This is a genomic window from Pseudomonas sp. NFACC51 (genome assembly GCF_900103575.1).
Classification (GTDB): Bacteria; Pseudomonadota; Gammaproteobacteria; order Pseudomonadales; family Pseudomonadaceae; genus Aquipseudomonas; species Aquipseudomonas fluorescens_Q.
This window is the reverse complement of record NZ_FMXH01000015.1, coordinates 100,971-126,586: the sequence shown is the minus strand read 5'-3', so window position 1 is coordinate 126,586 and position 25,616 is coordinate 100,971. Positions and strand designations below refer to the sequence as shown.

Genomic DNA, 25,616 nt, shown 5'->3' with positions numbered 1-25,616 from the left:
GGAGGGCGTCAGCCGTCGAGTTCCGAGAAGCCCGTGAGGAAATGTGGCCCGATGTAACGCTCCGGCAGCTCGAATTCATCGCGATATTCGACCTGTACCAGGTACAAGCCAAACGGGTGCGCGGTGACGCCACCGGAGCGACGGACACGACTGTCGAGCACTTCCTTGATCCACTCCACCGGCCGTTCACCAGCACCAATGGTCATCAGCACGCCGGCAATGTTGCGCACCATGTGATGCAGGAACGCGCTGGCGCGGATGTCGAGCACGATCATCTTGCCGTGACGGGTCACGCGCAGGTGATGCAACTCCTTGATCGGCGATTTGGCCTGGCACTGGCCGGCACGGAAGGCGCTGAAATCATGGACACCGATCAGGTATTGCGCGGCCTCGGCCATACGCTCGACGTCCAGCGGGCGGTGATTCCAGGTGATTTCTTCGTTCAGGTGCGCCGGGCGGATCTGATCGTTGTAGATCACGTAGCGATAACGCCGGGCGATGGCCTTGAAGCGTGCATGGAAATGCGCCGGCATCACCTTCGCCCAACTGACGCTGACGTCGTGGGGCAAGTTGATGTTGGCGCCCATCACCCAGGCCTTCATCGAACGCTCGACCTGGGTGTCGAAATGCACCACCTGGCCGCAAGCATGCACGCCGGCATCGGTACGGCCGGCGCAATGCAGCGACACGGGCGAGTCGGCGACTTTGGACAGGGCGTTTTCGAGGGTTTCCTGCACCGTCAATACACCGGAAGCCTGGCGCTGCCAGCCACGATAGCGCGAGCCTTTGTATTCAACGCCCAAGGCGATCCGGAAAAAGCCGTCGGCCGCCATTTCGGCGGCCGGGTTGTCTATGTTTGCCAAGGAATTACAGCCTGCTGAGGTACGCAAAGGCGGGCATTATAAGGCCGATGGCTTGGGATGCCAGTCCGGCGGGTGATCCTGTGTTGAATGGGCTGGCGCTATCGCGAGCAAGCTCGCTCCCACAGAGGCTCAGGTGACTTTCCAGACCAAGACAAGCCTTTGTGGCGAGGGAGCTTGCTCCCGCTCGAGTGCGCAGCGCTCGCAAAAGTGCTCGACGCACCATGGAGAGGGTCTGCTTCGCAGCCCAGCGGGAGCAAGCTCCCTCGCCACCAAGAGCGGTGTGAATCACCCGCAAAAAAAACGGCAGCCTCACCGGCTGCCGTTTTTTTATAACCGCTGATTCACGCCAGGCGCGACAACATCTCCTGCGCTTCGCTCTTCTGGGTGGCGTCGCCTTCGCTGAGGACTTCGCCGAGGATGTCGCGGGCACCGTCGTTGTCGCCCATGTCGATGTAGGCCTGGGCCAGATCGAGCTTGGTCGCCACTTCATCGGTACCGCTAAGGAAGTCGAAGTCCGGTTCGTCCTCGGCGCCGACCAAGGCATCTTCGGCGGTAAACGTCGGCTGGCCCAGGCTGTCGGACAGGCGATCCAGCTCGGCGTTCACATCGTCCAGCTCGGACTCGAAGGCATCCTTGGGCGCATCGTGCGCGTCCATTTCGTCAGACAGGGACAGATCGAAATCCGCTGGCAGTTCGAGATCGTCGGCTGGGATGTCGGCCAAGGCTGGCGTTTCAGTTGCAGGCAGATCCAGGCCCTTGAGGTCGTCGTCCAAGTCCAGCAGGAAGTCTTCATCGTCGAGCGCCGCAACCGGCGTCGGCGCCTCGGCGCCCAGGTCCAGGTCGAATTCCGACAGGTCGTCCAGGCTTTCGTTGGCTTCAGTCTGCTGCTTGAGCACCGACTCGAAACTCAGGTCGTCATCTTCCGGGAACGCGTCCAGCTCAGCGACAGGCTCTGGCGCCGGCGCAACCGGGGTCGCTTCCAGGTCATCCAGGCTCAGGTCGAAAGCGTTGTCCAACTCCTCGTCGGTCGGCGTCTTGTCTTCCAGCAGGTCCTTGACGTACTGCGCGTCCAGCTCTGCTGCCACGGTCGCGGCGGCCAAGCCTGCGGCGGTGGCGACCACCATGGCCGGGAAACGGCTTTTCAGCTGTTCGACCTGGGCGAAATTCTCGCCATTGGCCACCAATTGGCGTTCTTGGGCGACGAAAGCGTCGCGGTCGCCCTGCTGACCGTAGACTTCCATCAGCTTCAGGCGCAGGTCGCTGCGCTGAGGCTCGGCCTTGATGCCTTGCTCAAGCAAGTCAGCGGCCTGGTTCAAGCGACCGCGGTCGATATGGGACTGGGCCTGGGGCAGCACGTCGTCGGAGCGCTCGGCAGCCGGAGCCACCAATGGCGCCGCGATAGGCGGTGTGACCACCACAGGCGCGACCACCGGAGCCGGCTTGGGTACTGGCGCAGGGGCAGGCGCGGGTTTTGGCTCGAGTTTCACGCTTGGCGGTGGAACATCAATGCCCTCGAAGCTGCTCGGGGGCAGATCGAGCTCCGGGGAGAAGTCAGCCTCCTCCTCAAGGGCTCGAGCCATGCGCAAATGCTTTTCCGCTTCCTGTTGAGCCTTGCGGCGACGGGCGAGCAACAACAGCAGCAACAGCAGGAGCACCGCGCCGCCGCCAATCAATCCCAGCAGGATCGGGTTGGTCAGCAGGTCATTGTATTTTTGTTCGTTGGACGCGGCAGGCGTCGGCTCGACCGGAGCGGCAGGCGGCGTCGCTTCCGGGGCCGCCTCTGGCGCAGGCGCAGCCGTCGGGGCCTGTGCCGCTGGCGCAGGGGTCAACTCTGCGGACATTGCAGGAGGTGCCTCGCCAGCAGGAGGAACGGCGGCACCTTCGGCCTGCATCTTGGCCAGTTGGTTGTTCTTCAGCTCGATCAGGCGCTGCAGTTTGTCCAGTTGGCTCTGCAGATCTGCCATGCGACTTTTCAGTTCTTCGTTATCCCGGCGAGCCGAGTCGAGGCTTTCCTGGGTGACTGCAAGCTTGTTGCTAAGCGCCTGGGCATCACCGGCAGCGCCCTTGCCCTTGCCGCCCGCCTTCGCCGAGTCGGCCGACACCAGGCTCAAGTTGTCGCGACCGGCAGCCTGCGCCGGCGCGCCTTCGCCACGGCCACGCTTGGTGGCATCCAACTGCTGCTTGCCAGCACCCGCCACGCCACGGCGACCCGAGCGCCAGGCGGCGTTCTGCGCAGCCACTTCAGCGATGGCCTGGGGTTGCGGCAGTGCAGTGCTTTGCACCGGGTCGGGCAGGCGCAAGACCTGACCGGTCTTGAGCAGGTTGATGTTGCCGTTGATGAATGCGTTCGGGTTCAACGCCTGGATCGCAAGCATGGTTTGCTGGACCGACCCACCATTACGCACCTTGGCGGCGATTTCCCACAGGGTATCGCGCGGCGTGGTGGTGTATTGGGAAGGCTTGGTGGCCCCGGTGACCGGCGTGGCCACGACCTGGGGCGGTTTCGCCCGGGCCGCGTCAGCGGCCTGTGGCGAGAATTTGGAAGGATCGAGCAATACGCTGTAGTCGCGCAGCAGACGGCCGTTGGGCCACATCACCTGCACCAGGAACTTGACCATCGGTTCAGACAGCGGCCGGCTGGACGTTACCCGCAAGACGCTCTTGCCATTGGCGTTGATCACCGGGGTGAAGCTCAGGTCGTTGAGAAAGGCCTGGCGGTCGACGCCGGCCTTGGCGAAGTCATCGGGCGAGGCCAGGCTCGGCACGACTTCGGCAGCGGTCAGTTGCTGGACGTCGAGCAACTCGATCTCGGCGACCAGAGGCTGGTTCGGCGTCGACTTCAGGGTCAATTCCCCGAGCCCGAGCGCTTGCGCCATACCGGAGGACAGCGCCGAGGCGGCCGCTATTGCTAACACCAGTTTGCGAACTTGAACCATAGCCTCTTCCTTTGTTTGAACATTCCTCGGCCAGCGAGAAGGTATTGATGCCGCTGCCGTAAGGCATTGCGCGCAGCCCCGATGCGACGGTGCGCGCGATCATTTCACTCATGCCCCGGGAAAGTCGCCCAGAGGGATGTTCGCCTTCAGCACTCCGACCAAGCATAGCGCCCAGCTAGAATCATTCGACAAATTGATGCCAAGTATCTTTTACAGCAAGTCTTTTATCAACAACTCAGCCACCTGCACGGCATTGAGTGCCGCGCCCTTGCGCACGTTATCTGACGTCAGCCACATATTTAGTTCCGCCGGATCGTCGATCCCACCGCGCACACGACCAACGTAGACCACATCCTGCCCCACCGCATCGCCCACCGCCGTCGGATAATCGCCCGCATCCACCAACTCGATACCGGGTGCCGCTTCCAACGCCGCGTTGACCTTGACCAGGTCGATGGGACTCGCAGACTGCACAGTCACGCTAAAGCTATCGCCAAAAAACACCGGGGCTTGAATGCAAGTTACGGAAATCTTTAACAAAGGTTGATTCAGCAGCTGGCGCAACTCGCGGACCAGGCGCTTTTCCAGTTGCGTATGACCCTGCTCGTCAGGGGTGCCGACCTGAGCCAGCAGGTTGAACGCCATCTGTCGATCAAAGAATTTCGGCTCCAGCGGACGGGCGTTGAGCAGCTCGGCGGTCTGGCGCGCCAATTCGCTCACCGCCACGCGGCCCTGGGCCGACACAGCGAGGCTCGCGGTCAGGCTGATGCGCTGCAAGTCCAGGCATTCGCGCAGCGGCGCCAGCACCACCGCCAAGGCCGTGGCCGAAGCGCTGGGGCTGCTGACCTGCAACGGCTTGCCCAAGCCGGCGAGCATCTGGGCATTGGCTTCCGGCACGATCTGCGGGGCCTGTTCAGGCGGCAAGGCCCCGGACAGGTCGATCAGCGCACAGCCAGCCGCCGTGGCCCGCGGGGCGAAACTCAGGGTCACTGCCGGACCAGCGGCGAAGAACACCAGTTGGACCTTGCTGAAATCGAACTCGTCGACTTCGCGCACCCGCACGTTTTTGCCGCGGAACATCACCGAGCTGCCTGCCGATTCGCTGCTGGCCAGCAGGTGCAGGTTGCCGACCGGGAAGTCCCGCTCTTCGAGAATCTGCACGAGGGTTTCGCCGACAGTACCGGTGGCGCCGATCACGGCAATATCAAAGGACTGGCTCATGGGTCTACCTCAGGTAAAACGTGGGGAGCGGCACTTTACCGGGTGGCTGGCGGGCAAGCAATTGAACACAAGAGAACCTGTGGCACTCACCCGACCGAGATAAAAAAACCCGCACCTCTCACAAGGCACGGGTTCTTTCACAGCAGCAATCGATCAACGTTCGAGCAGGATCCGCAGCATGCGACGCAGCGGTTCGGCCGCGCCCCACAGCAGTTGGTCGCCGACGGTGAAGGCACCGACGAACTGCGAACCCATGTTCAGTTTGCGCAGACGACCGACCGGTACGTTCAGGGTGCCGGTGACCTTGGTCGGGCTCAGCTCCTGCATGCTGATTTCGCGGTTGTTCGGTACCAGCTTGACCCAAGGGTTGTGCTGGCTGATCAGCCCTTCGATGTCGGCGATCGGCACGTCTTTGTTCAGCTTGATGGTCAGCGCCTGGCTGTGGCAGCGCATGGCGCCGATGCGCACGCAGATGCCGTCCACCGGGATCGGGCTCTTGAAGCGACCCAGGATCTTGTTGGTTTCGGCCTGGGCCTTCCACTCTTCGCGGCTCTGGCCGTTAGGCAGTTCCTTGTCGATCCAGGGGATCAGGCTGCCGGCCAGCGGTACGCCGAAGTTCTCGGTCGGGTAGGCATCGCTGCGCATCGCCTCGGCGACCTTGCGGTCGATGTCGAGGATGGCGCTGGCCGGGTTGGCCAGGTCATCGGCGACGGCGGCGTGGGTGGCGCCCATCTGCTTGATCAGCTCACGCATGTTCTGCGCGCCGGCACCGGACGCCGCCTGGTAGGTCATGGCGCTCATCCATTCCACCAGACCCGCTTCGAACAGGCCGCCCAGGCCCATCAGCATCAGGCTGACGGTGCAGTTGCCGCCGATGTAGTTCTTGGTGCCCGCGTCCAACTGCTGGTCGATGACCTTGCGGTTCACCGGGTCGAGGATGATCACCGCGTCGTCCTGCATGCGCAGGCTGGAGGCGGCGTCGATCCAGTAACCCTGCCAGCCGGCTTCACGCAGCTTGGGGAAGACTTCGCTGGTGTAGTCGCCACCCTGGCAGGTCAGGATCACGTCGAGGGTCTTGAGCTCTTCGATGCTGTAGGCATCCTTGAGCGCACCGATGTCCTTGCCCACGGACGGGCCCTGGCCACCGACATTGGAAGTGGTGAAAAACACCGGCTCAATGAGATCGAAATCCTGCTCTTCCAGCATTCGCTGCATGAGCACGGAACCGACCATGCCGCGCCAACCGATCAGACCTACACGTTTCATCGCAACTACACCTATACAAAAGTGGGCCACCGTCGGAGCGGTGGGCCCGAAAGATTACAGATTCCGCAGCGCGGCGACTACTGCATCGCCCATTTGCTGCGTACCGACTTTGGTACAACCTTGCGACCAGATGTCACCGGTGCGCAAGCCTTGGTCCAGGACCACACTGACGGCTTTTTCGATCGCGTCGGCGGCATCGTTCAAGTTGAAGCTGTAGCGCAGCATCATCGACACCGACAGGATGGTCGCCAATGGGTTGGCAATGCCCTGTCCGGCGATGTCCGGCGCCGAACCGTGGCACGGCTCGTACATGCCCTTGTTGTTGGCATCCAGGGAGGCCGACGGCAGCATGCCGATGGAGCCAGTGAGCATCGACGCTTCGTCGGACAGGATGTCGCCGAACATGTTGTCGGTGACGATCACGTCGAACTGCTTCGGCGCACGCACCAGTTGCATGGCGGCGTTGTCGACGTACATGTGGCTCAGTTCGATGTCCGGGTAATCCTTGGCCACCTGCTCGACCACTTCACGCCACAGTTGGCTGGAAGCCAGTACGTTGGCCTTGTCCACCGAGCACAGCTTCTTGCCACGCACGCGAGCCATGTCGAAGCCGACCCGGGCGATACGGCGGATTTCGCTTTCGCTGTACGGCAGGGTGTCATAGGCCTGGCGCTCGCCATTTTCCAGCTCACGGGTGCCACGCGGGGCGCCGAAGTAGATACCACCGGTCAACTCGCGGACGATGAGGATGTCCAGGCCCGAGACGATTTCCGGCTTCAGGCTCGACGCATCGGCCAGTTGCGGATAAAGAATCGCCGGACGCAGGTTGCCGAACAGGCCCAGTTGCGCGCGAATCTTCAGCAGGCCGCGCTCAGGACGGATGTCGCGTTCGATCTTGTCCCACTTCGGGCCGCCCACGGCACCCAACAGCACGGCATCGGCTGCACGGGCACGGTCCAGGGTTTCATCGGCCAGGGGCACGCCGTGCTTGTCGATGGCGGCGCCGCCGATCACGTCGTGGCTGAGTTCGAAGCCAAGGCCATACTTATCGTTGGCCAGCTCCAGGACCTTGACCGCTTCGGCCATGATTTCCGGGCCAATACCGTCACCGGGGAGAATCAGAATCTGCTTGCTCATGCGTTCCTCGTTTGCGCTATCGGCGCGCCAGGCTTTGTGTCCCTGGCGGGCCGGGAAAAATGCTATCGCTCGGCCCACAGCACCAGTACATCTGTACTGAACGAACCATCGGCCTCAATCTGAAAATATTCACGCACTTCGTCGCCCATCGAGCGCTGCAGCTCGAGAATCGCCGCCCGCATCACCTCGGGGGTGCGCATGCGCTCGACCCATGAGCGGTACTCCAGGCGCAGGCGCTGACGCGAAGTACTGCGGGTGTGCAGCCCCGCCTCGCTGACCTGCCGCAACCACTCACCGGCCGAATAATCGCGCACATGGCTGGTGTCACGCAGCACTTCGACGCTTTGCAGGTACGTGTCCAGCAACGGCATGCCAGGCGACAGGACGTCGATGAACGCCGCCACCCCGCCCGGCTTGAGCACCCGGCGTACTTCGCGCAGGGCCGGGCCCAGATCGCTCCAATGATGCGCCGAATAGCGGCTGAACACGAAGTCGAACTCAGCGTCGGCGAACGGCAGGTGCTCGGCGGCGCCCCGTACCGTGCCGATATTACCCAAGCCACGCTCGGCAGCCGCCGTGGCAACCACGTCGAGCATCTGCTGGGACAAATCATAGGCCACCACTTCACCGGCCAGGGGCGCCACGTGGAAACTCACATGGCCGGCACCGCACCCCAGGTCCAGCACCCGGGCATCGCCACGACCGGCCAATGCAGCTTGTAGCAGCGCGAATTCAGCACCCTGGGCGTGCACGGCACTGCTCAGATAGGCCGAGGCCTGTTCACCGAATTGCTTTTGTACAACCTGACTGTGGGCGGTGCTGGTCATGGGATGTCCTTGTGGTTTTGTCTTGCCTGGGCCGGCCCCATCGCGAGCAAGCTCGCTCCCACGGGGGCTTTGTGAACGCCGCAAATCCAATGTGGGAGCGAGCTTGCTCGCGATGGTGTCTTTACGCCTTACGCAAAATCAAGCATCGCGAAACAACCAAGGCTGGCTCGCCCGATGCTTGGCCTCGAACGCAGCAATCGCCTCGCCGTCCTGCAAAGTCAGGCCGATATCGTCCAGGCCGTTGAGCAGGCAATGCTTGCGGAACGCGTCGATCTCGAAACCCAGCACCTTGCCGTCGGGACGGGTCACGGTCTGGGCGGCCAGGTCGATCTGCAACTGATAGCCCGGGTTGGCCTCGACCTGCTGGAACAGCTCATCCACGTCAGCATCGCTGAGGATGATCGGCAGCAAACCGTTCTTGAAGCTGTTGTTGAAGAAAATGTCGGCATAGCTCGGCGCGATGATGCTGCGGAAACCGTACTCTTCCAGGGCCCATGGCGCATGCTCACGGCTCGAGCCGCAGCCGAAGTTCTCACGGGCCAGCAGCACGCTGGCGCCTTGGTAACGCTCGGCGTTGAGCACGAAATCCTTGTTCAATGGGCGCTTGGAGTTGTCCTGGTACGGCTGGCCGACATCCAGGTAGCGCCACTCGTCGAACAGGTTCGGGCCGAAGCCGGTGCGCTTGATGGACTTCAGGAACTGCTTGGGAATGATCTGGTCGGTGTCGACGTTGGCACGATCCAAAGGCGCGACAAGACCGGTGTGCTGGGTAAAAGCTTTCATGCTGCGCTCCTTCAGATCAATTCGCGGACGTCGACAAAACGGCCGTTGACAGCCGCCGCCGCGGCCATGGCCGGACTCACCAGGTGCGTACGACCACCGGCGCCCTGACGGCCTTCGAAGTTACGGTTGGAGGTGGAGGCGCAATGTTCGCCCGACTCCAAACGGTCCGGGTTCATCGCCAGGCACATCGAGCAGCCCGGCTCCCGCCATTCGAAACCGGCTTCGAGGAAAATCTTGTCCAGCCCTTCCGCTTCCGCCTGGGCTTTCACCAGGCCCGAACCCGGCACCACGATGGCCTGCTTGATGGTCGAGGCGACTTTGCGGCCCTTGGCGATCACTGCTGCGGCGCGCAGGTCTTCGATCCGCGAGTTGGTGCAGGAGCCGATGAACACGCGGTCGAGCTGAATATCAGTGATCGCCTGGTTGGCGCTCAAGCCCATGTATTTCAAGGCGCGGACGATGGAGTCGCGCTTGACCAAGTCCATTTCCTTGGCCGGATCCGGTACGTTCTGGTCCACCGCCAACACCATCTCAGGCGAAGTGCCCCAGCTGACTTGCGGCTTGATCTGCGTTGCGTCGAGCTCGACCACGGTGTCGAACTTGGCATCGGCGTCGGAGACCAGGTCTTTCCAGGCCTCGACCGCCATGTCCCATTCGGCGCCTTTCGGGGCGAACGGACGGCCCTTGACGTATTCCACGGTTTTTTCATCGGCGGCCACCAGGCCCACGCGGGCACCGGCCTCGATGGACATGTTGCAGATGGTCATGCGGCCTTCGACGGACAAGTCACGGATCGCGCTGCCCGCGAACTCGATGGCATGGCCGTTACCGCCGGCGGTGCCGATCTTGCCGATCACCGCCAGGACGATGTCCTTGGCGGTCACGCCGAACGGCAACTTGCCCTCGACGCGCACCAGCATGTTTTTCATTTTCTTGGCGACCAGGCACTGGGTGGCAAGCACATGCTCCACCTCGGAGGTGCCGATGCCATGGGCCAGGGCGCCGAAAGCACCGTGGGTCGAGGTGTGCGAGTCACCGCAGACCACGGTCATGCCAGGCAAGGTCGCGCCCTGCTCCGGGCCGATGACGTGGACGATGCCCTGACGCACATCATTCATCTTGAATTCAACGATGCCGTATTCGTCACAGTTATCGTCGAGGGTCTGGACCTGCAGGCGCGAGACCTGGTCGACAATGGCTTCGATGCCGCCCTTGCGCTCCGGGGTGGTAGGTACGTTGTGGTCCGGGGTCGCGATGTTGGCATCGATACGCCAAGGCTTGCGCCCGGCCAGGCGCAGGCCTTCGAAGGCTTGCGGCGACGTCACTTCATGAATGATGTGACGGTCGATATAGATCAGCGCCGAGCCATCGTCGCGCTGCTTGACCAAATGCGAATCCCAGAGCTTGTCGTAGAGCGTTTTGCCGGCCATCAGACGGTTTCCTCATCAGCTTGTTTCTATGCCCCGGGCCCTGAACGAATCAATAACCCCTTGGCTTGTGAGGCTGATCCTATGGGGTTACATTAAATAACTCAAATTCATATTTTTCATACTTTGCATAACCAACTGGAATTCAACCGGAACCGCCATGGACCTCGCCAACCTCAATGCCTTTATAGCCATCGCCGAGACGGGCAGTTTCTCCGGCGCCGGCGAACGCTTGCACCTGACCCAGCCGGCCATCAGCAAGCGCATTGCCGGCCTCGAACAACAGCTCAAGGTACGCCTGTTCGACCGTCTCGGTCGTGAAGTGGGCCTGACCGAGGCGGGCCGGGCCCTGTTGCCTCGGGCCTATCAGATCCTCAACGTGCTGGACGACACCCGCCGCGCCCTGACCAACCTGACCGGCGAAGTGACCGGGCGCCTGACGCTCGCCACCAGCCACCACATAGGCCTGCACCGCCTGCCGCCGTTATTGCGGGAATTCACCCGACGCTACCCCCAGGTGGCGCTGGATATCCAGTTTCTGGATTCGGAAGTGGCCTACGAAGAAATTCTCCATGGTCGGGCGGAACTGGCCGTCATCACCCTCGCCCCCGAACCCCATACGCTGGTACGGGCCAAGCCAGTGTGGGACGACCCCCTGGATTTCGTGGTCGCCCCGGAGCATGCGCTGCTGGAAAACGGCGCGGTCAGCCTGGCGGACGTTGCCTTGCATCCAGCGGTTTTCCCGGGGGGCAACACGTTTACCCATCACATCGTGCAACGGCTGTTCGAAGCCCAGGGCCTGACGCCGAACATCGCCATGAGCACGAATTACCTGGAAACCATAAAAATGATGGTCTCCATCGGCCTGGCCTGGAGCGTCTTGCCCCGCACCATGCTCGACGAACAGGTGGCGCGCATTCCTTTGCCGGGCATACAACTCAGTCGCCAGCTAGGCTATATCTTGCACACCGAACGGACGCTATCGAATGCCGCACGGGCTTTCATGGCCTTACTGGACGCACAAATCGATTTGCCAGGGACAAGGGCATAGGTTGTGCCGCGCCTGTAGGGCCCGAACGCTTGTGCTTTATGCCCAAACCCGCTCAAGGCTCGCGAGATAATGCCCAAACCCGCTGACCACCTCCCGCCCTTGCCACGCATCCAGGCGCTCGACCCGAAACGGTCCGAACAAAGCTGGGACAGCGCGCAGCAGTTGCTGGCCGCCCTGAACGGTGCACGGCTGGGGGCTTGGTCGTGGGACATCGACAGCGGACAGATCAGCTGGTCCCGAGGCACCCAGGCGCTGTTCGGCTTCGATCCGCGTCAGCCATTGCCAGCGGATGTGGATTATCTGGACCTGTTACTACCCGAAGACCGGGCCCGGGCCGTGCGCGCCTTTCACGCAGCAGTGGCCGGAGCGCCGCTGGAACAGGCCATGCACCACCGCATCGTCTGGCCCGATGGCAGCCTGCACTGGCTGGAGATCAGCGGCAGCGTGCTGCCCGACAAGCATGGGCGCCCGCGCATGATCGGGGTGATCCGCGAAATCACCCATCAGCGCGAGCGGGAACAGGCGCTGCGCAGTTCGGAAAAGCGCTTTGCCACGCTGTTCCACCTGAGCCCGAACATGGTGTTGCTGACCCGCCAGGAAGACGGGATGATCAGCGAGGCCAACCAGTATTTCGAAAGCCTGTTCGGCTGGCCGCTGCACGATGTGATTGGCCGGACCACCCTGGAACTGGGCCTGTGGGTCGACCCCGGGCAACGGGTAAAACTGTTGGAGGTCATCAAGGCCAGGGGCGAACTGGCGAGCATGGAGGTGGAACTGCGGGCCAGCAACGGCCAGATCCACACCGGCCTGCTCAGCGCACAGAAAGTCGAGCTGGAGGGCCAGCCCTACCTGTTGAGTACCTTCCTCGACACCACCGAGCGCAAACTCGCCGAACAGGCCCTCAAGGACAGCCAGGAACGCCTGGACCTGGCCCTTGACTCGGCGCAACTGGGCACCTGGGACTGGCACATTCCCAGCGGCATGCTCTACGGCTCGGCCCGGGCCGCGCAGCTCCATGGCCTGGAGCCCAAGCCGTTCCACGAATCGTTCGATGCGTTTTTCGAAGGCGTCCCCACTGAAGAACGCAACAACATGCGCAATGCCTATCGCAGCCTGCGCGAAGGCCCGGCGGGCAACTATCAGTTGACCTACCGCGTGCAACTGCCGGACGGCAGCTCGCGCTACCTGGAAAGCCGCGCCCGCCTCTACCGCAACGACGACGGCAGCCCCTTGCGCATGGCCGGCACCTTGCTCGACATCACCGACCAGGTGGAGCGCGAACAAAGCCTGGCCGCCTCGGAGGAAAAATTCGCCACACTGTTCCAGGTCAGCCCCGACCCCATCTGCGTCACTCACCAGGACAGCGGCCGGTTCCTTGAGATCAATTCCAGTTTCACCCAGACCTTCGGCTGGACCGCCAGCGACGTGATTGGTCTCGACGCCGACGAAATCGGCCTATGGGATGCCTCGGGCAGCAGCCTGCAACGCATCGAACGGGTGATCCGCGAACAATCGCTGAACAATGTCGCCATCGTCGTTCACCATAAGAACGGCCAGCCATTGACCTGTGTGATTTCCAGCCGGCAAATCAACGTCGGCAACCAGCCCTGCATCGTCACGACCTTGCGGGACATCACGCAGCAACAACGCTCCGAAGCCGCCCTCAAGGCCAGTGAAGAGAAATTCGCCAAGGCCTTTCATTCCAGCCCCGACGCCATCACCATCACCGAGCTCGAAAGCGGTCGCTACCTCGAGGTCAACGACGGCTTCTGCCGGCTGACCGGCTACCGCGCCGACGAAGTGATCGGGCACACCGTCTACGAAGTGGGGATCTGGGCCGAAGAAAAACAGCGAGCCGCCTTGCTGGCCGAGCTGCGACTCAAGGGCCGCGTCGTTCACCAGGAGATGCTCGGGCGCAATAAACGGGGGGAAATCCTTACGGTGGAGGTCTCGGTCGAGCCCATCACCCTCAATGAAACGGCGTGCCTGCTGCTGACCGCCCGGGACGTGAGCCTGCTGCGCAATGCCGAAGCCCAGATCCGCCACCTGGCCTACCACGACCCGCTGACCAACCTGCCCAACCGCGCCTTGCTGATGGACCGGCTGAGCCAGCAGATCGCCCTGCTCAAGCGCCACAACTTGCGCGGCGCCCTGCTGTTTCTCGATCTGGATCACTTCAAGCACATCAACGACTCCCTCGGTCACCCGGTGGGCGACACCGTGCTGAAGATCATCACCGCACGCCTGGAGGCCAGCGTGCGCCTGGAAGACACCGTCGCACGGCTGGGTGGCGATGAGTTCGTGGTGCTGCTCAGCGGCCTGGAAGGCTCGCGCAGCGATGTCAGCAAGCAAGTGCAGACCCTGGCCAACACCCTGCGCGAATTGCTCTCGGAGCCGATGTTCCTCGATGGGCAGCGACTGCAGGTCACGCCGAGCATCGGTATAGCGCTGATTCCCGACCACGGTTCCACGCCCACCGATTTGCTCAAGCGCGCCGACATTGCGCTGTACCGCGCCAAGGACTCAGGGCGCAACACCTCGCAGATGTTTCACACCACCATGCAAAAAGCCGCCAGCGAACGACTACGCATGGAGACCGATCTGCGCCTTGCCCTGGCCCGTGGCGAGTTCAGCGTGCATTTCCAGCCTCAGGTCGATGCCCGGGACAACCGCATCATCGGCGCCGAAGCCCTGGTGCGCTGGCACCACCCGGACCTGGGCGCCCAATCGCCTAACGAATTCATCAAAGTGCTGGAGGACAGTGGCCTGATCCTGGAAGTCGGGACCTGGATCCTCGATGAAGCCTGCGACGGCTTCAAGCAACTGATCGCCAAGGGCAAGATCGATCCCCAGCAATTCAGCCTGTGCGTGAACATCAGCCCACGGCAATTCCGCCAGAGCGACTTTGTCGAACGCATCGAAAATAGCCTCGTCACTCATGGCCTGCCCTTCTCCCTGCTGAAACTGGAGATCACCGAAGGCATCGTGATCCAGAACCTGGACGACACCATTGCCAAGATGCGCCGGCTCAAGAAACTGGGGGTGAGCTTCGCCATGGATGATTTCGGCACCGGTTATTCGTCGCTGACCTACCTCAAGCGCCTGCCGGTGGACACGCTGAAAATCGACCAGTCATTCGTGCGCGACGCCACCAGCGACCCCAACGACGCCGAAATCATCCGCGCCATCGTCGCCATGGCCCGCAGCCTCAACCTGATCATGATTGCCGAAGGCGTGGAGACCCTGGAGCAATTGCACTTCCTGCAAGGGCTCGATTGCCATCTATACCAGGGTTATTTGCATAGCCGACCGCTGCCGCTGGAGGCGTTTGAGCGGTTGTTGCCATAGAAAGGAATATGAGAAAGCCGAGCCAGGCGATGTTGTGGCGAGGGAGCTTGCTCCCGCTGGGCTGCGCAGCAGCCCTACAAAGCGGTCGACTGTACCTCGACAATTGATTGGGACTGCTGCGCAGTCCAACGGGAGCAAGCTCCCTCGCCACAGGTACAAATATGAAAAAGGGCGCCATCTGGCGCCCTTCTTCAGTTGCGATGCATCAGTTTTGCAGCGCGGGTTGCTGCTGCGCACCGTTGATCGGGATGCGCTTGGCTTTCGCCTCTTCCGGAACCACTCGCAGCAGGTCGATGCTCAACAGACCGTTACGCAGGCCGGCGGACTTGATCTCGATATGGTCGGCCAACCGGAAGGACAGCTTGAACGCACGCTGGGCGATGCCCTGGTGCAGGTAGGTGACGCTGTCGTTACTGGCTTCACGTTTGCCACCACTGATGGTCAGCACACCTTTTTCCACTTGCAGGTCCAGGTCTTCTTCCTGGAACCCGGCGGCGGCGACCACGATGCGGTACTCGTCATCACCATGTTTTTCCACGTTGTAGGGTGGATAGCTGCTGCCCGGCTCGTTGCGCAGGGCGGTTTCGAACAAGTCATTGAAACGGTCGAAACCTACCGAGGAACGGAACAGAGGGGCCAGCGAAAATGCAGTACTCATGATTCAAATCTCCTGAAAAATTCAGCAAGTTTTTTTGTCTCCGCGACCCGAATTCGGCATCGCGTAACCCTTATCTAGGGACCGCCAAAAACTTTTCAAGAGCTTTTTCTGAAATTTTTTTCAGGCCGCTTCGGTGCGCTGCACACCCAGCAAATGGCCCACCGCGTCCAGGTCGGTTTCCCGGCGCAAAGCGCTAAACAGCGCCACCGCTTCGGGGTAATTGCGAGTCAGCATCGCCAGCCACTGCTTCAACCGGCCCGGGGCCTGGCGCGGTGTCAGTTGCTCGACCACTTGCACCCAGAAGTCGTGGAGCATCGGCTGCAGTTCGACCCAGGACATCTCGACCACCTCCTCACCGGCTCGAGCGGCGGCGATCTGCCGGGCCAGGTCAGGACGGGAAACGAGACCGCGACCGAGCATGATGTCTTCGACACCGCTGATTTCGCGGCAACGGCGCCAGTCGTCCACGCTCCAGATATCGCCGTTGGCGAACACCGGCACCTTGACCACTTCCTGCACCCGCGGAATCCACTCCCAGTGGGCCGGAGGCTTGTAGCCGTCGACCTTGGTCCGCGCATGCACCACGATATGCGCCGCGCCACCTTCGGCCAGCGCTGTGGCACACACCAGCGCGCCGTCCGGGCTATCGAAACCCAGGCGCATCTTGGCGGTAACGGGGATATGCCTGGGCACCGCGCGGCGCACGTGTTCGACGATCTGGTTGAGCAACTCCGGTTCCTTGAGCAACACCGCCCCACCCCGGGATTTGTTCACGGTCTTGGCCGGGCAACCGAAGTTCAGATCGATAACCTGGGAACCCAACTCGCACGCCAACGCCGCGTTTTCCGCCAGGCACACCGGATCGGAACCGAGCAACTGCACCCGCAACGGCACGCCGGCAGCGGTCTGGGCACCGGTCAGCAACTCAGGGGCGAGCTTATGGAAATAGGCCGGCGTGAGCAGGCGGTCGTTGACACGGATGAACTCGGTGACACACCAGTCGATCCCGCCAACACGGGTCAGGACATCCCGCAGGATGTTGTCGACCAACCCCTCCATGGGCGCCAGGGCAATTTGCATGAAAAAGACACACTCAAGGAAAAAACGTGCGGCAGTTTACCGGATTTTGCCCATGACATCGGAATTCACCACCAATCCCTGTGGGAGCTGAGCTTGCTCGCGATGGCGGTGGATCAGCCCACGAGGATGCCGGACGGTTCCAGGGCGGGACCATAACCCTCGATGAATTCCTGCGGCATACGCTTGGGCCGGCCAGTGGACAGTTCGATGCAAACGAAGGTGGTCTGGGCCCGCAGCAACGTAGTGTTGTCGCTTGGCCGAATCAGCTGGAAATGCCGGGTCATCTTCAACCGCTGGTCCCAGTCGACGATCCAGGTCGCCAATTGCAGCTCGTCGCCTTCATAGGCGGCTGCCAGGTAATCGATTTCATGCCGCACCACTGCCATGGCCCGGTCGAGGCGCCGGTACTCCACCAGATCCAGCCCCAGGCGCTGGGAATGACGCCAGGCACAGCGCTCGAGCCAGGTAACGTACACCGCGTTGTTGGCGTGCCCCAGCCCGTCGATGTCTTCGGCATTTACCTGAAGATCAATAATGAACGGTGTTGCGCGATCCCAGCCCATGCCCCTCTCCCGGTTGAATGTGGATCGGGGCAGTGTAACGGATGATCAAGCCGATTGCCGCGCTTGCAGGCTGCGCCCGGCCAGCAGTGATAACACCCCATCAATGACACGAGGATCGGCCAGCACCCGCTGGTGCCCACCCTCGGGCAATCGCAGCAAGCGGCTGTCGAACCAGGCTTCGTGGATCAGTTGCGATTCCTTGACCGAGACGAATGTGTCGTCCTCGGCATGGACGATCAGCCCAGGCAGATCCAGCTGGTAGTGGGAGACGTCCATCTTTGCGGCCCGCATGCCGACGTCACGCTCCACTTCGCGAATGAAGGCCGAACGTGCCTTGGGTGGTAACCCCATCATTCGGGCAAACCCGCGCAACACGCCAAGAATGCGGCCGGGCGCGGCAACACTGACCAGGGTCTCGGTACGCAACCCCAACTGAACCGCCAGCATGGCACTGGCACCGCCCATGGAATGCCCGATCACGGCTTGCAGCGGCGGTAATTCAGCCGCTGCTTCAAGCATGGCCCTGGCGAACAGCAAGACATTCGCCTCGCGACCAGGAGAGCGACCATGGGCCGGGCCGTCCAGCGCCACCACCATGTAGCCGGCGTCCACCAACGCAGTGATCAACGCCCCGAACTGAGTGGGCCGCCCTTCCCAGCCGTGCATCAGCAGGACGACCGGGCCCCTGCCCCAACGTAACGCCGACAGACCGAAACGCAAGGTGATGCGCTCAGAACTGGCCAGCAGCGGCAACTCCCAGTCGCGGGGCGGCAGGTTCCGGGGCTGCATGAACACCCCACGCATCTTCTTCGCCACCAGGCGCGGAGCCACCCAACCAAGCGTGCCATTGACGCTACGAATCCAGCTCAACCTGTTCATCGCTCATCTCCAGGGCTTGCGCCTTAGCTCATCGCACCGCCGACTTGGCGGCGCGCAGCAAACGATCCGATAACTCTCCAGGGCCCAGTGCTCGCGCCAGGGCCAGGCCGCCCACCATCAAGGCAATGTCGGCCAAGACTTTGTCGGCGTCCTCCGGGCTGGCCGCCAACTGTGCGGTCATCAGCTCGATATGCTCATTGAGGACCTCACGGAACGCATCCGGCAGCCGACCGAGCTCGCCGACCGACGCCGGGATCGGACAAGCGTTTTCGGTGGAATCGCGGTGCTTGCGCGACAGATAGAACGCCGCCACCAGGGCGCGCCGCTCTTCGCCTGTCAGCTCGCCGTCCATGTCGGCGATCAGGCCGCGACGCCGGCTGAGCAAGTGCTTGAATGCCTCCAGCATCAAGGCATCCTTGCTTTCGAAATGGGCATAAAAACCGCCCACCGTCAGGCCGGCCGCGCCCATCACCTCGCCCACGCTCGGCTCAGCCGGCCCACGCTGGATCAGCGCGTCGCTGGCGGCCTTGAGAATGCGTTCACGGGTTTGTGCCTTTTTATCGCTCATCGTCGCCTCCGAATATTACGATTGAAATATTATTCCTATAATAATTTTCCGCAAGCGGAAATTTTGACCGCCGGTCAGAAGTCTATTTTCAAGGACAAGGGAATTGGCCGAACGCCAGACAAACAAAAGGGCCATTCAAGAATTGAATGACCCTTATAAAATCCCGCAGAGCGGGTAATCGTGGCGTCCCCTAGGGGACTCGAACCCCTGTTACCGCCGTGAAAGGGCGGTGTCCTAGGCCACTAGACGAAGGGGACACAAACCTTCTGACTTGATCAGTGCTGAGAACTGATCGATTCAAGGACCGTGTGGCCAGACCTTGAACCTGTAATTGGTGGAGCTAGACGGGATCGAACCGTCGACCTCTTGCATGCCATGCAAGCGCTCTCCCAGCTGAGCTATAGCCCCGGATTTTTCGCCTCGCGGCGGAGCGACATCTTGCAACATCGCTTCTGTAAAACTGGCGTCCCCTAGGGGACTCGAACCCCTGTTACCGCCGTGAAAGGGCGGTGTCCTAGGCCACTAGACGAAGGGGACGCAAACCCTTCTGTACAACTGATCAACGCTGAGTGTTGATCGCATCAAGACCGGTGTGGCCAGGCCTTGAAGTGTAAATTGGTGGAGCTAGACGGGATCGAACCGTCGACCTCTTGCATGCCATGCAAGCGCTCTCCCAGCTGAGCTATAGCCCCTCATCGCTGAGGACGGGGCGAATCTTAAGGGCGTATCGGAGGGCTGTCAAATTTATTTTCAACAAATTTGAAAATTTTTTGCCGGGATAACAATCACTTACCGACAAACCCCGGAAAACCGGGGTATGTCCTGCCTCATTGAACGCTTACGCGATCGCGCCCAGCAGTTTTTCCCACTCCTTGTTTTCCTTCTTCGACACACCACCGAGCAGATCGATGGCCTGGCGCAGGCGGAAACGGGTCAGGTCCGGCCCGAGGATTTCCATCGCATCGAGCACCGACACCGAACTGGCCTGGCCAGTAATGGCGGCGAACATCAGCGGCATGGCATCGCGCAGTTTCAACTCCAGCGATTCGACCACGGCCTGGATGGTCGCGGTGATGCTGTCCTTCTCCCACTGACGCAGGCTTTCGAGCTTCCACAGGATCAGTTGCATCAACTGGCGCACCTGGTCGCCCGAAAGCTTCTTGGATTCGAACAACTTCGCATCCGGCGTCACGCCGCCGGCGAAGAAGAAACCGGCCAGCGGGGCGATCTGACTGAAGGTCTCTACCCTACCCTGCACATGAGGAGCGATCTTCATCATGTACTCAGGGTTCAATGCCCACTTCTGCACACGTGCGGCGAACTCCTCCACCGGCAGGTCCCGCAGCCACTGGCCGTTGAGCCACGACAGTTTCTCGACGTCGAAGATCGGCCCGCCCAGGGACACGCGCGACAGATCGAAATGCTCGACCATTTCCTGCAGCGAGAACTTCTCGCGCTCGTCCGGCATCGACCAGCCCATGCGTCCCAGGTAGTTGAGCATCGCCTCGGGCATGAAGCCCATGCGCTCGTAGAACGTCACCGAGGTCGGGTTCTTGCGCTTGGACAGCTTGCTCTTGTCCGGGTTACGCAGCAGCGGCATGTAGCACAGCTGTGGTTGCTCCCAGCCGAAGTATTCGTAGAGCAGGATCAGTTTCGGCGCCGACGGCAGCCATTCTTCACCGCGCAACACGTGGGTGATGCCCATCAAGTGATCGTCGACCACGTTGGCCAGGAAGTACGTCGGCAGGCCGTCGGTCTTCATCAGCACTTGCATGTCCATGCGATCCCACGGGATCTCGACATCGCCACGCAGCATGTCCGGCACCACGCAGACGCCTTCGGTGGGCACCTTCATGCGGATCACATGGGGCTCGCCAGCCGCCAGGCGACGGGCGACTTCTTCCTTGGACAGCAGCAGCGCCCGGCCGTCGTAGCGCGGGGTTTCGCCACGGGCCATTTGCTCGGCGCGCATCTGGTCCAGCTCTTCGGCGGTGCAGAAACACGGGAACGCATGCCCCATGTCCACCAGTTGCTGGCAATACTGCTGGTAGATGTCACCACGCTCGCTCTGGCGATACGGACCGTGCGGGCCGCCGACGTCCGGGCCTTCGCTCCAGTCGATCCCCAACCAGCGCAGGGCGTCGAAGATCTGCTGTTCGGACTCGCGGGTCGAACGCAACTGGTCGGTGTCCTCGATCCGCAGAATGAACTCGCCGCCATGCTGCTTGGCAAAGCAATAGTTGAACAAAGCGATGTAGGCGGTGCCGACATGGGGATCGCCAGTGGGCGAAGGCGCGATGCGGGTGCGGACGGTGGTCATGGCATGTCTCGGAAAGAATATAAAAGCGAAGATCAAACAGGGGGCGAATGGTAACAGGCGATGGCGGGCGGGCTCCAGTGAGAGCGGGATTTGTGTCGCCAGTCGTCAGACCGAATCGCCCCCATCGCGAGCAAGCCCGCTCCCACAAGGGATCATTGGGCGATTCGATCGAACTGTGGGGGCGAGCTTGCTCGAGATGACGCCCTTAAGGTCGCCACACAACCTCAGACAACCAGCAAACGCTCGCGCAACTTGCCAATCTCATCGCGCAACTGCGCCGCCGCCTCGAACTCCAGGTCCCGGGCCAACTGGTACATCTTCTCTTCCAATTGACGGATGCGCTTGGTGATTTCGCTTGGCGAGCGCAGTTCGGCCTCGTAACGAGCGCTCTCTTCGGCCGCCTTGGCCATGCCCTTGCGCTTCTTGCTGCGCGAGCCGGGCACGGTGGCGCCCTCCATGATGTCGGCGACGTCCTTGAACACGCCTTTGGGGGTAATGCCGTTGGCCAGGTTGAAGGCGATCTGCTTGTCGCGACGGCGCTCGGTCTCGCCGATGGCCCGCTCCATGGAGCCGGTGATGCGGTCGGCATACAGAATCGCCCGGCCATTGAGGTTACGTGCCGCACGACCAATGGTCTGGATCAACGAACGCTCGGAACGCAGGAAACCTTCCTTGTCGGCGTCGAGAATCGCCACCAGCGACACTTCCGGCATGTCCAGGCCTTCGCGCAGCAGGTTGATCCCCACCAACACATCGAAAGTGCCCAGGCGCAGGTCGCGAATGATCTCGACCCGCTCCACCGTGTCGATGTCCGAGTGCAGGTAACGCACCCGCACGCCGTGGTCGGCCAGGTAGTCGGTAAGGTCTTCGGCCATGCGCTTGGTCAGCGTGGTGACCAGCACTCGCTCTTCCAGCGCCACGCGCTTGGAGATTTCCGAGAGCAGGTCGTCCACCTGGGTCAGCGCCGGGCGCACTTCGACTTGCGGGTCCACCAGCCCGGTCGGTCGCACCACTTGCTCGACCACCCGCCCGGCATGCTCGGCTTCGTAGTTGCCGGGCGTAGCCGAGACAAAAATCGTCTGCGGGCTCACGCTTTCCCATTCATCGAAGCGCATCGGCCGGTTGTCCAGCGCCGAGGGCAGGCGGAAACCGTATTCCACCAGGGTTTCCTTGCGCGAACGGTCGCCTTTGTACATGGCGCCGACCTGGGGCACGCTGACGTGGGACTCGTCGATGACCAGCAGGGCATCGGCTGGCAGGTAATCATACAAGGTGGGGGGTGGCGCGCCCGCCGGACGGCCCGACAGGTAGCGCGAATAGTTTTCGATGCCGTTGCAGTAGCCCAGCTCCAGGATCATCTCCAGGTCGAACCGGGTCCGCTGCTCCAGACGCTGGGCTTCCACCAGCTTGTTGTTCGAACGCAGGTATTCCAGGCGCTCCTGCAACTCGACCTTGATCCCTTCGATGGCGTCCAGCAGGGTTTCCCGGGGCGTCACATAGTGGCTCTTGGGGTAGAACGTGAAGCGTGGCAACTTGCGGATCACTTCACCGGTCAGCGGGTCGAACGCCGAGAGGCTCTCCACTTCATCGTCGAACAGCTCGATGCGAATCGCTTCCAGGTCCGATTCCGCCGGGTAGATGTCGATCACATCGCCACGCACCCGGAACGTCGCCCGGGCGAAATCCATGTCGTTGCGGGTGTACTGCAAGTCCGCCAGGCGCCGCAGCAAGGCGCGTTGGTCGAGTTTGTCGCCACGGTCCACGTGCAGCACCATCTTCAAGTAGGTTTCCGGGCTGCCCAGGCCGTAGATGCACGACACCGTGGTGACGATGATCGCGTCCTTGCGCTCGAGCAAGGCCTTGGTCGCCGACAGTCGCATCTGTTCGATGTGATCGTTGATCGAGGCATCCTTCTCGATGAAGGTGTCCGACGACGGCACGTAGGCCTCGGGCTGGTAGTAGTCGTAGTAGGAAACGAAGTATTCCACGGCGTTATTCGGGAAAAACGCCTTGAACTCGCCGTACAGCTGCGCCGCCAGGGTCTTGTTCGGCGCCAGTACTAGGGTCGGGCGCTGAATCTGGGCGATCACATTGGCGATGCTGAAGGTCTTGCCCGAACCGGTCACACCGAGCAACGTCTGGTGCGCCAGCCCGGCCTCGATGCCTTCGACCATCAGGCGGATGGCTTCCGGCTGATCGCCGGCGGGCTGGAAGCGGGTGACTAGCTGGAATTCAGACATGACATAACCTCTGGATTCACCCCTGTCGGCCAGCCGACAGGAACGAGAAAGACCGAAACGACGGGTGTCGCCCGAGGAAAAAGCTGGGATGCACACAATGTGGAGGTGAATGCCTTCGCTTTCAAGACGAACGTCCTACACGCCTTGAAGACTTTGACGCGGCGAAAGGACTAACGGTCGAAAAAAATCGAAAAAACTTAGCCTGAAAGCCGAATCGCCTGTCGCCGTGCCGAGTGATGGCCTCTATACTAGCTCCCCGTTTGTGCACCGCTCTAGTGCATTCGGCTGGAGCGCCACACCTCCCCTCACTCTCCATTAGAGCCGCGCAATAATGAGCCTGTTTTCCGCTGTCGAATTGGCACCCCGCGACCCCATCCTGGGCCTCAACGAAGCTTTCAACGCCGACACCCGTACCAACAAGGTCAACCTGGGTGTAGGTGTTTACTGCAATGAAGAGGGGCGTATTCCACTCCTGCGCGCCGTTGTCGAGGCCGAGACGGCTCGCGTGGCTCAGCACGTTTCCCGTGGCTACTTGCCGATCGACGGCATTGCCGCCTACGACCAGGCCGTGCAGACCTTGCTGTTCGGCAAGGATTCGCCGCTGATCGCCTCCGGTCGCGTCATCACCACCCAGGCCGTGGGCGGCACCGGCGCACTGAAGATCGGTGCCGACTTCCTCAAGCAACTGCTGCCTGACGCCGTCGTCGCCATCAGCGACCCAAGCTGGGAAAACCACCGCGCCCTGTTCGAAACCGCTGGTTTCCCGGTGCAGAACTATCGCTACTACGACGCCGCCACCCACGACGTGAACCGCAGCGGCCTGCTGGAAGACCTCAACGCCCTGCCCGACCGCTCGATCGTTGTGCTGCACGCCTGCTGCCACAACCCGACCGGCGTGGACCTGAGCCCGGAAGACTGGAAAAACGTGCTGGCCGTGGTCAAGGCCAAGAACCACGTTCCGTTCCTGGACATGGCCTACCAGGGCTTTGGCGCCGGTATCGACGAAGACGCGGCGGCCGTGCGCCTGTTCGCCGAGTCGGGCCTGACCTTCTTTGCCTCCAGCTCGTTCTCCAAGTCGTTCTCCCTGTACGGCGAGCGCGTCGGCGCCCTGTCGATCGTCAGCGAATCGAAAGAAGAAAGTGCCCGCGTGCTGTCCCAGGTCAAGCGCGTGATCCGCACCAACTACTCCAACCCACCGACCCACGGCGCCAGCATCGTCGCCGCCGTGCTCAACAGCCCGGAACTGCGGGCCCAGTGGGAAGCCGAGCTGGCCGAAATGCGCCTGCGCATTCGCGGCATGCGCATCCAGATGGTGGACATGCTGGCCAAGGCCGCCCCGCACCACGACTTCAGCTTCGTCGCACGCCAGAGCGGGATGTTCTCCTACTCCGGCCTGACCGTTGAACAAGTGACGCGCCTGCGCAACGAGTTCGGCATCTACGCCCTGGACACCGGCCGCATCTGCGTGGCCGCGCTGAACCAGAACAACATCGACGCGGTGACCAAGGCCATCGTCCAGGTGATCTGAAGGTCTCTGTAATGAAGAACGGGAAGCCATGGCTTCCCGTTTTTTTTGAGCCCGCACACCGACCCGTGGCGAGGGAGCTTGCTCCCGCTGGGCTGCGAAGCGGCCCTAAAGCCAGCCACCGCGGTGTGTCAGACTGATTGGCTCAAGCATTTCCTGGGGCTGCTACGCAGCCCAGCGGGAGCAAGCTCCCTCGCCACAAAAAGCCTCCAGGACTACAACTCCGTCGCCCGCTGGCTCGCCGCATCGTCGTACACGACGTACAGCGACTCGGCCACCTGGCTCTTGATCGCCTTGGTACTTTCCAGCCCCAGGACAAAACCCTCGGCCTTGCCCCCGGCACGGTTCAATTCCTCAGCCGTGCTGGCCTGGGTGATGGCGTCGTACAGTTTCTCGGCATGAGGCCCCACACCCTTGGGCAAGCTGATCTGGGCGGTACTCACAAGAGCACCTCGGCGCGGCGGGCACTGAGAAGAGGTAACAGGTGGTTCATGGCGCGTACCTTAATGTCGGCGAATGGCCGGCAGCGCATCCTGCCACTTCCGGGCGACCATGGTAGTCCTCTCCTGCCCTGACGGTAACTGCCAATCGTTGATTGACCATCAAAGGGCACCAGGAATGCGCCGCCCGCCAATGGACGCTTGACTTCTCTTTTCCAATCAGTAACATACGCGCCATTCCGCGATAGCTCAGTTGGTAGAGCAAGTGACTGTTAATCACTGGGTCCCTGGTTCGAGTCCAGGTCGTGGAGCCAGATAGCAAGCAATCAAGCCCCTGAATCGAAAGGTTCAGGGGCTTTTTTGTGGGAAAAATAAAGCGCAGCTGGTTGAAAAGACTTGCCGAGGTCGCTACAGGAACAATAATCCGGCGCCAAAAAGGCATTATGGTCTGAATCCTGCTTTCTTTTTTCCAACAACCCAAGCT

At 61.8% G+C, this 25,616-nt stretch carries 19 protein-coding genes and 5 tRNA genes; 4 read left to right on the top strand and 20 right to left on the bottom strand.

Features of this window, described 5'->3' with window-relative positions:
• Positions 1-8: 8 nt before the first annotated feature.
• The 8 genes from truA to leuC all read right to left on the bottom strand — a co-directional run bounded on the left by truA (position 9) and on the right by leuC (position 10,463).
• Positions 9-833 (bottom strand): tRNA pseudouridine(38-40) synthase TruA, encoded by an 825-nt coding sequence (truA, locus tag BLT00_RS24950; RefSeq protein ID WP_092149344.1) that lies wholly within the window; start codon positions 831-833, stop codon positions 9-11.
• A 371-nt stretch (positions 834-1,204) separates the two neighbouring features.
• Positions 1,205-3,799: a FimV/HubP family polar landmark protein gene (locus BLT00_RS24945; RefSeq protein ID WP_092149278.1), complete on the bottom strand. Its 2,595-nt coding sequence runs from the start codon at positions 3,797-3,799 to the stop codon at positions 1,205-1,207.
• Between the two features lie 210 nt (positions 3,800-4,009).
• Positions 4,010-5,020, bottom strand: coding sequence for an aspartate-semialdehyde dehydrogenase (locus BLT00_RS24940; RefSeq protein ID WP_092149275.1), 1,011 nt, complete (start codon positions 5,018-5,020; stop codon positions 4,010-4,012).
• Between the two features lie 153 nt (positions 5,021-5,173).
• A complete protein-coding gene (gene asd, locus BLT00_RS24935) occupies positions 5,174-6,286 on the bottom strand; it encodes an aspartate-semialdehyde dehydrogenase (RefSeq protein WP_063320313.1) in 1,113 nt (370 codons plus the stop codon).
• 54 nt (positions 6,287-6,340) lie between these two features.
• Complete coding sequence (leuB, locus tag BLT00_RS24930; RefSeq protein ID WP_063320312.1) at positions 6,341-7,423, bottom strand: 3-isopropylmalate dehydrogenase; 1,083 nt, start codon at positions 7,421-7,423, stop codon at positions 6,341-6,343.
• Positions 7,424-7,485: 62 nt separating this feature from the next.
• A complete protein-coding gene (locus BLT00_RS24925; protein ID WP_092149272.1) occupies positions 7,486-8,250 on the bottom strand; it encodes a class I SAM-dependent methyltransferase in 765 nt (254 codons plus the stop codon).
• A gap of 138 nt (positions 8,251-8,388) precedes the next feature.
• Entirely contained in the window at positions 8,389-9,033 is a 645-nt protein-coding gene (leuD, locus tag BLT00_RS24920) for a 3-isopropylmalate dehydratase small subunit (RefSeq protein ID WP_003203864.1), read from the bottom strand.
• Between the two features lie 11 nt (positions 9,034-9,044).
• Positions 9,045-10,463 carry a 3-isopropylmalate dehydratase large subunit gene (leuC, locus tag BLT00_RS24915; RefSeq protein WP_092149269.1) on the bottom strand — a complete coding sequence of 473 codons (1,419 nt, stop codon included), beginning with the start codon at positions 10,461-10,463 and terminating at the stop codon, positions 9,045-9,047.
• A 157-nt stretch (positions 10,464-10,620) separates the two neighbouring features.
• Between leuC and BLT00_RS24910 the strand changes: the two genes are divergently transcribed.
• Positions 10,621-11,511, top strand: a complete 891-nt coding sequence (locus BLT00_RS24910) for a LysR family transcriptional regulator (RefSeq protein ID WP_092149266.1) — start codon at positions 10,621-10,623, stop codon at positions 11,509-11,511.
• 69 nt (positions 11,512-11,580) lie between these two features.
• Positions 11,581-14,859 (top strand): sensor domain-containing protein, encoded by a 3,279-nt coding sequence (locus BLT00_RS24905; protein WP_092149263.1) that lies wholly within the window; start codon positions 11,581-11,583, stop codon positions 14,857-14,859.
• A gap of 205 nt (positions 14,860-15,064) precedes the next feature.
• Here BLT00_RS24905 and BLT00_RS24900 read toward each other — a convergent pair whose 3' ends face one another.
• The 11 genes from BLT00_RS24900 to uvrB form a co-directional block, all read right to left on the bottom strand.
• Complete coding sequence (locus BLT00_RS24900) at positions 15,065-15,517, bottom strand: Hsp20 family protein (protein ID WP_063320307.1); 453 nt, start codon at positions 15,515-15,517, stop codon at positions 15,065-15,067.
• Positions 15,518-15,637: 120 nt separating this feature from the next.
• Positions 15,638-16,597, bottom strand: coding sequence for a tRNA dihydrouridine synthase (locus BLT00_RS24895; RefSeq protein WP_063320306.1), 960 nt, complete (start codon positions 16,595-16,597; stop codon positions 15,638-15,640).
• A gap of 113 nt (positions 16,598-16,710) precedes the next feature.
• Positions 16,711-17,160 carry an acyl-CoA thioesterase gene (locus BLT00_RS24890; protein WP_092149260.1) on the bottom strand — a complete coding sequence of 150 codons (450 nt, stop codon included), beginning with the start codon at positions 17,158-17,160 and terminating at the stop codon, positions 16,711-16,713.
• A gap of 45 nt (positions 17,161-17,205) precedes the next feature.
• Entirely contained in the window at positions 17,206-18,039 is an 834-nt protein-coding gene (locus tag BLT00_RS24885; protein ID WP_092149257.1) for an alpha/beta fold hydrolase, read from the bottom strand.
• 28 nt (positions 18,040-18,067) lie between these two features.
• Positions 18,068-18,607 carry a TetR/AcrR family transcriptional regulator gene (locus BLT00_RS24880; RefSeq protein WP_063320303.1) on the bottom strand — a complete coding sequence of 180 codons (540 nt, stop codon included), beginning with the start codon at positions 18,605-18,607 and terminating at the stop codon, positions 18,068-18,070.
• A gap of 181 nt (positions 18,608-18,788) precedes the next feature.
• A tRNA-Glu gene (locus tag BLT00_RS24875) sits at positions 18,789-18,864 on the bottom strand.
• Positions 18,865-18,939: 75 nt separating this feature from the next.
• Positions 18,940-19,015 (bottom strand) — tRNA-Ala (locus BLT00_RS24870).
• Positions 19,016-19,068: 53 nt separating this feature from the next.
• Positions 19,069-19,144 (bottom strand) — tRNA-Glu (locus tag BLT00_RS24865).
• A 79-nt stretch (positions 19,145-19,223) separates the two neighbouring features.
• Positions 19,224-19,299 (bottom strand) — tRNA-Ala (locus BLT00_RS24860).
• A gap of 146 nt (positions 19,300-19,445) precedes the next feature.
• Complete coding sequence (gene gltX / locus BLT00_RS24855; protein WP_014337445.1) at positions 19,446-20,927, bottom strand: glutamate--tRNA ligase; 1,482 nt, start codon at positions 20,925-20,927, stop codon at positions 19,446-19,448.
• Between the two features lie 224 nt (positions 20,928-21,151).
• The gene (gene uvrB, locus BLT00_RS24850; RefSeq protein WP_063320302.1) at positions 21,152-23,167 is read right to left on the bottom strand and encodes an excinuclease ABC subunit UvrB; all 2,016 of its coding nucleotides are present in this window, start codon (positions 23,165-23,167) and stop codon (positions 21,152-21,154) included.
• 331 nt (positions 23,168-23,498) lie between these two features.
• Between uvrB and BLT00_RS24845 the strand changes: the two genes are divergently transcribed.
• Positions 23,499-24,695, top strand: coding sequence for an amino acid aminotransferase (locus BLT00_RS24845; RefSeq protein WP_014337444.1), 1,197 nt, complete (start codon positions 23,499-23,501; stop codon positions 24,693-24,695).
• 212 nt (positions 24,696-24,907) lie between these two features.
• Here the strand turns inward: BLT00_RS24845 and BLT00_RS24840 are convergent, their stop codons facing one another.
• Positions 24,908-25,135, bottom strand: a complete 228-nt coding sequence (locus tag BLT00_RS24840; RefSeq protein WP_063320300.1) for a hypothetical protein — start codon at positions 25,133-25,135, stop codon at positions 24,908-24,910.
• A gap of 235 nt (positions 25,136-25,370) precedes the next feature.
• On the opposite strand from BLT00_RS24840, the gene BLT00_RS24835 reads away from it, so the two are divergent.
• Positions 25,371-25,446 (top strand) — tRNA-Asn (locus BLT00_RS24835).
• The last annotated feature ends 170 nt before the right edge of the window (positions 25,447-25,616 follow it).

What these genes read in the sequence shown, in the direction of transcription:
- BLT00_RS24880 (WP_063320303.1), bottom strand. Translation starts at nt 18,607, where the DNA reads ATGAGCGATAAAAAGGCACAAACCCGTGAACGCATTCTCAAGGCCGCC.
- BLT00_RS24895 (WP_063320306.1), bottom strand. Translation starts at nt 16,597, where the DNA reads ATGCAAATTGCCCTGGCGCCCATGGAGGGGTTGGTCGACAACATCCTG.
- BLT00_RS24845 (WP_014337444.1), top strand. Translation starts at nt 23,499, where the DNA reads ATGAGCCTGTTTTCCGCTGTCGAATTGGCACCCCGCGACCCCATCCTG.
- leuB (WP_063320312.1), bottom strand. Translation starts at nt 7,423, where the DNA reads ATGAGCAAGCAGATTCTGATTCTCCCCGGTGACGGTATTGGCCCGGAA.
- leuC (WP_092149269.1), bottom strand. Translation starts at nt 10,463, where the DNA reads ATGGCCGGCAAAACGCTCTACGACAAGCTCTGGGATTCGCATTTGGTC.
- gltX (WP_014337445.1), bottom strand. Translation starts at nt 20,927, where the DNA reads ATGACCACCGTCCGCACCCGCATCGCGCCTTCGCCCACTGGCGATCCC.
- BLT00_RS24905 (WP_092149263.1), top strand. Translation starts at nt 11,581, where the DNA reads ATGCCCAAACCCGCTGACCACCTCCCGCCCTTGCCACGCATCCAGGCG.
- asd (WP_063320313.1), bottom strand. Translation starts at nt 6,286, where the DNA reads ATGAAACGTGTAGGTCTGATCGGTTGGCGCGGCATGGTCGGTTCCGTG.
- truA (WP_092149344.1), bottom strand. Translation starts at nt 833, where the DNA reads ATGGCGGCCGACGGCTTTTTCCGGATCGCCTTGGGCGTTGAATACAAA.
- BLT00_RS24910 (WP_092149266.1), top strand. Translation starts at nt 10,621, where the DNA reads ATGGACCTCGCCAACCTCAATGCCTTTATAGCCATCGCCGAGACGGGC.
- uvrB (WP_063320302.1), bottom strand. Translation starts at nt 23,167, where the DNA reads ATGTCTGAATTCCAGCTAGTCACCCGCTTCCAGCCCGCCGGCGATCAG.
- BLT00_RS24940 (WP_092149275.1), bottom strand. Translation starts at nt 5,020, where the DNA reads ATGAGCCAGTCCTTTGATATTGCCGTGATCGGCGCCACCGGTACTGTC.
- BLT00_RS24890 (WP_092149260.1), bottom strand. Translation starts at nt 17,160, where the DNA reads ATGGGCTGGGATCGCGCAACACCGTTCATTATTGATCTTCAGGTAAAT.
- BLT00_RS24900 (WP_063320307.1), bottom strand. Translation starts at nt 15,517, where the DNA reads ATGAGTACTGCATTTTCGCTGGCCCCTCTGTTCCGTTCCTCGGTAGGT.
- BLT00_RS24945 (WP_092149278.1), bottom strand. Translation starts at nt 3,799, where the DNA reads ATGGTTCAAGTTCGCAAACTGGTGTTAGCAATAGCGGCCGCCTCGGCG.
- BLT00_RS24925 (WP_092149272.1), bottom strand. Translation starts at nt 8,250, where the DNA reads ATGACCAGCACCGCCCACAGTCAGGTTGTACAAAAGCAATTCGGTGAA.
- leuD (WP_003203864.1), bottom strand. Translation starts at nt 9,033, where the DNA reads ATGAAAGCTTTTACCCAGCACACCGGTCTTGTCGCGCCTTTGGATCGT.
- BLT00_RS24885 (WP_092149257.1), bottom strand. Translation starts at nt 18,039, where the DNA reads ATGAACAGGTTGAGCTGGATTCGTAGCGTCAATGGCACGCTTGGTTGG.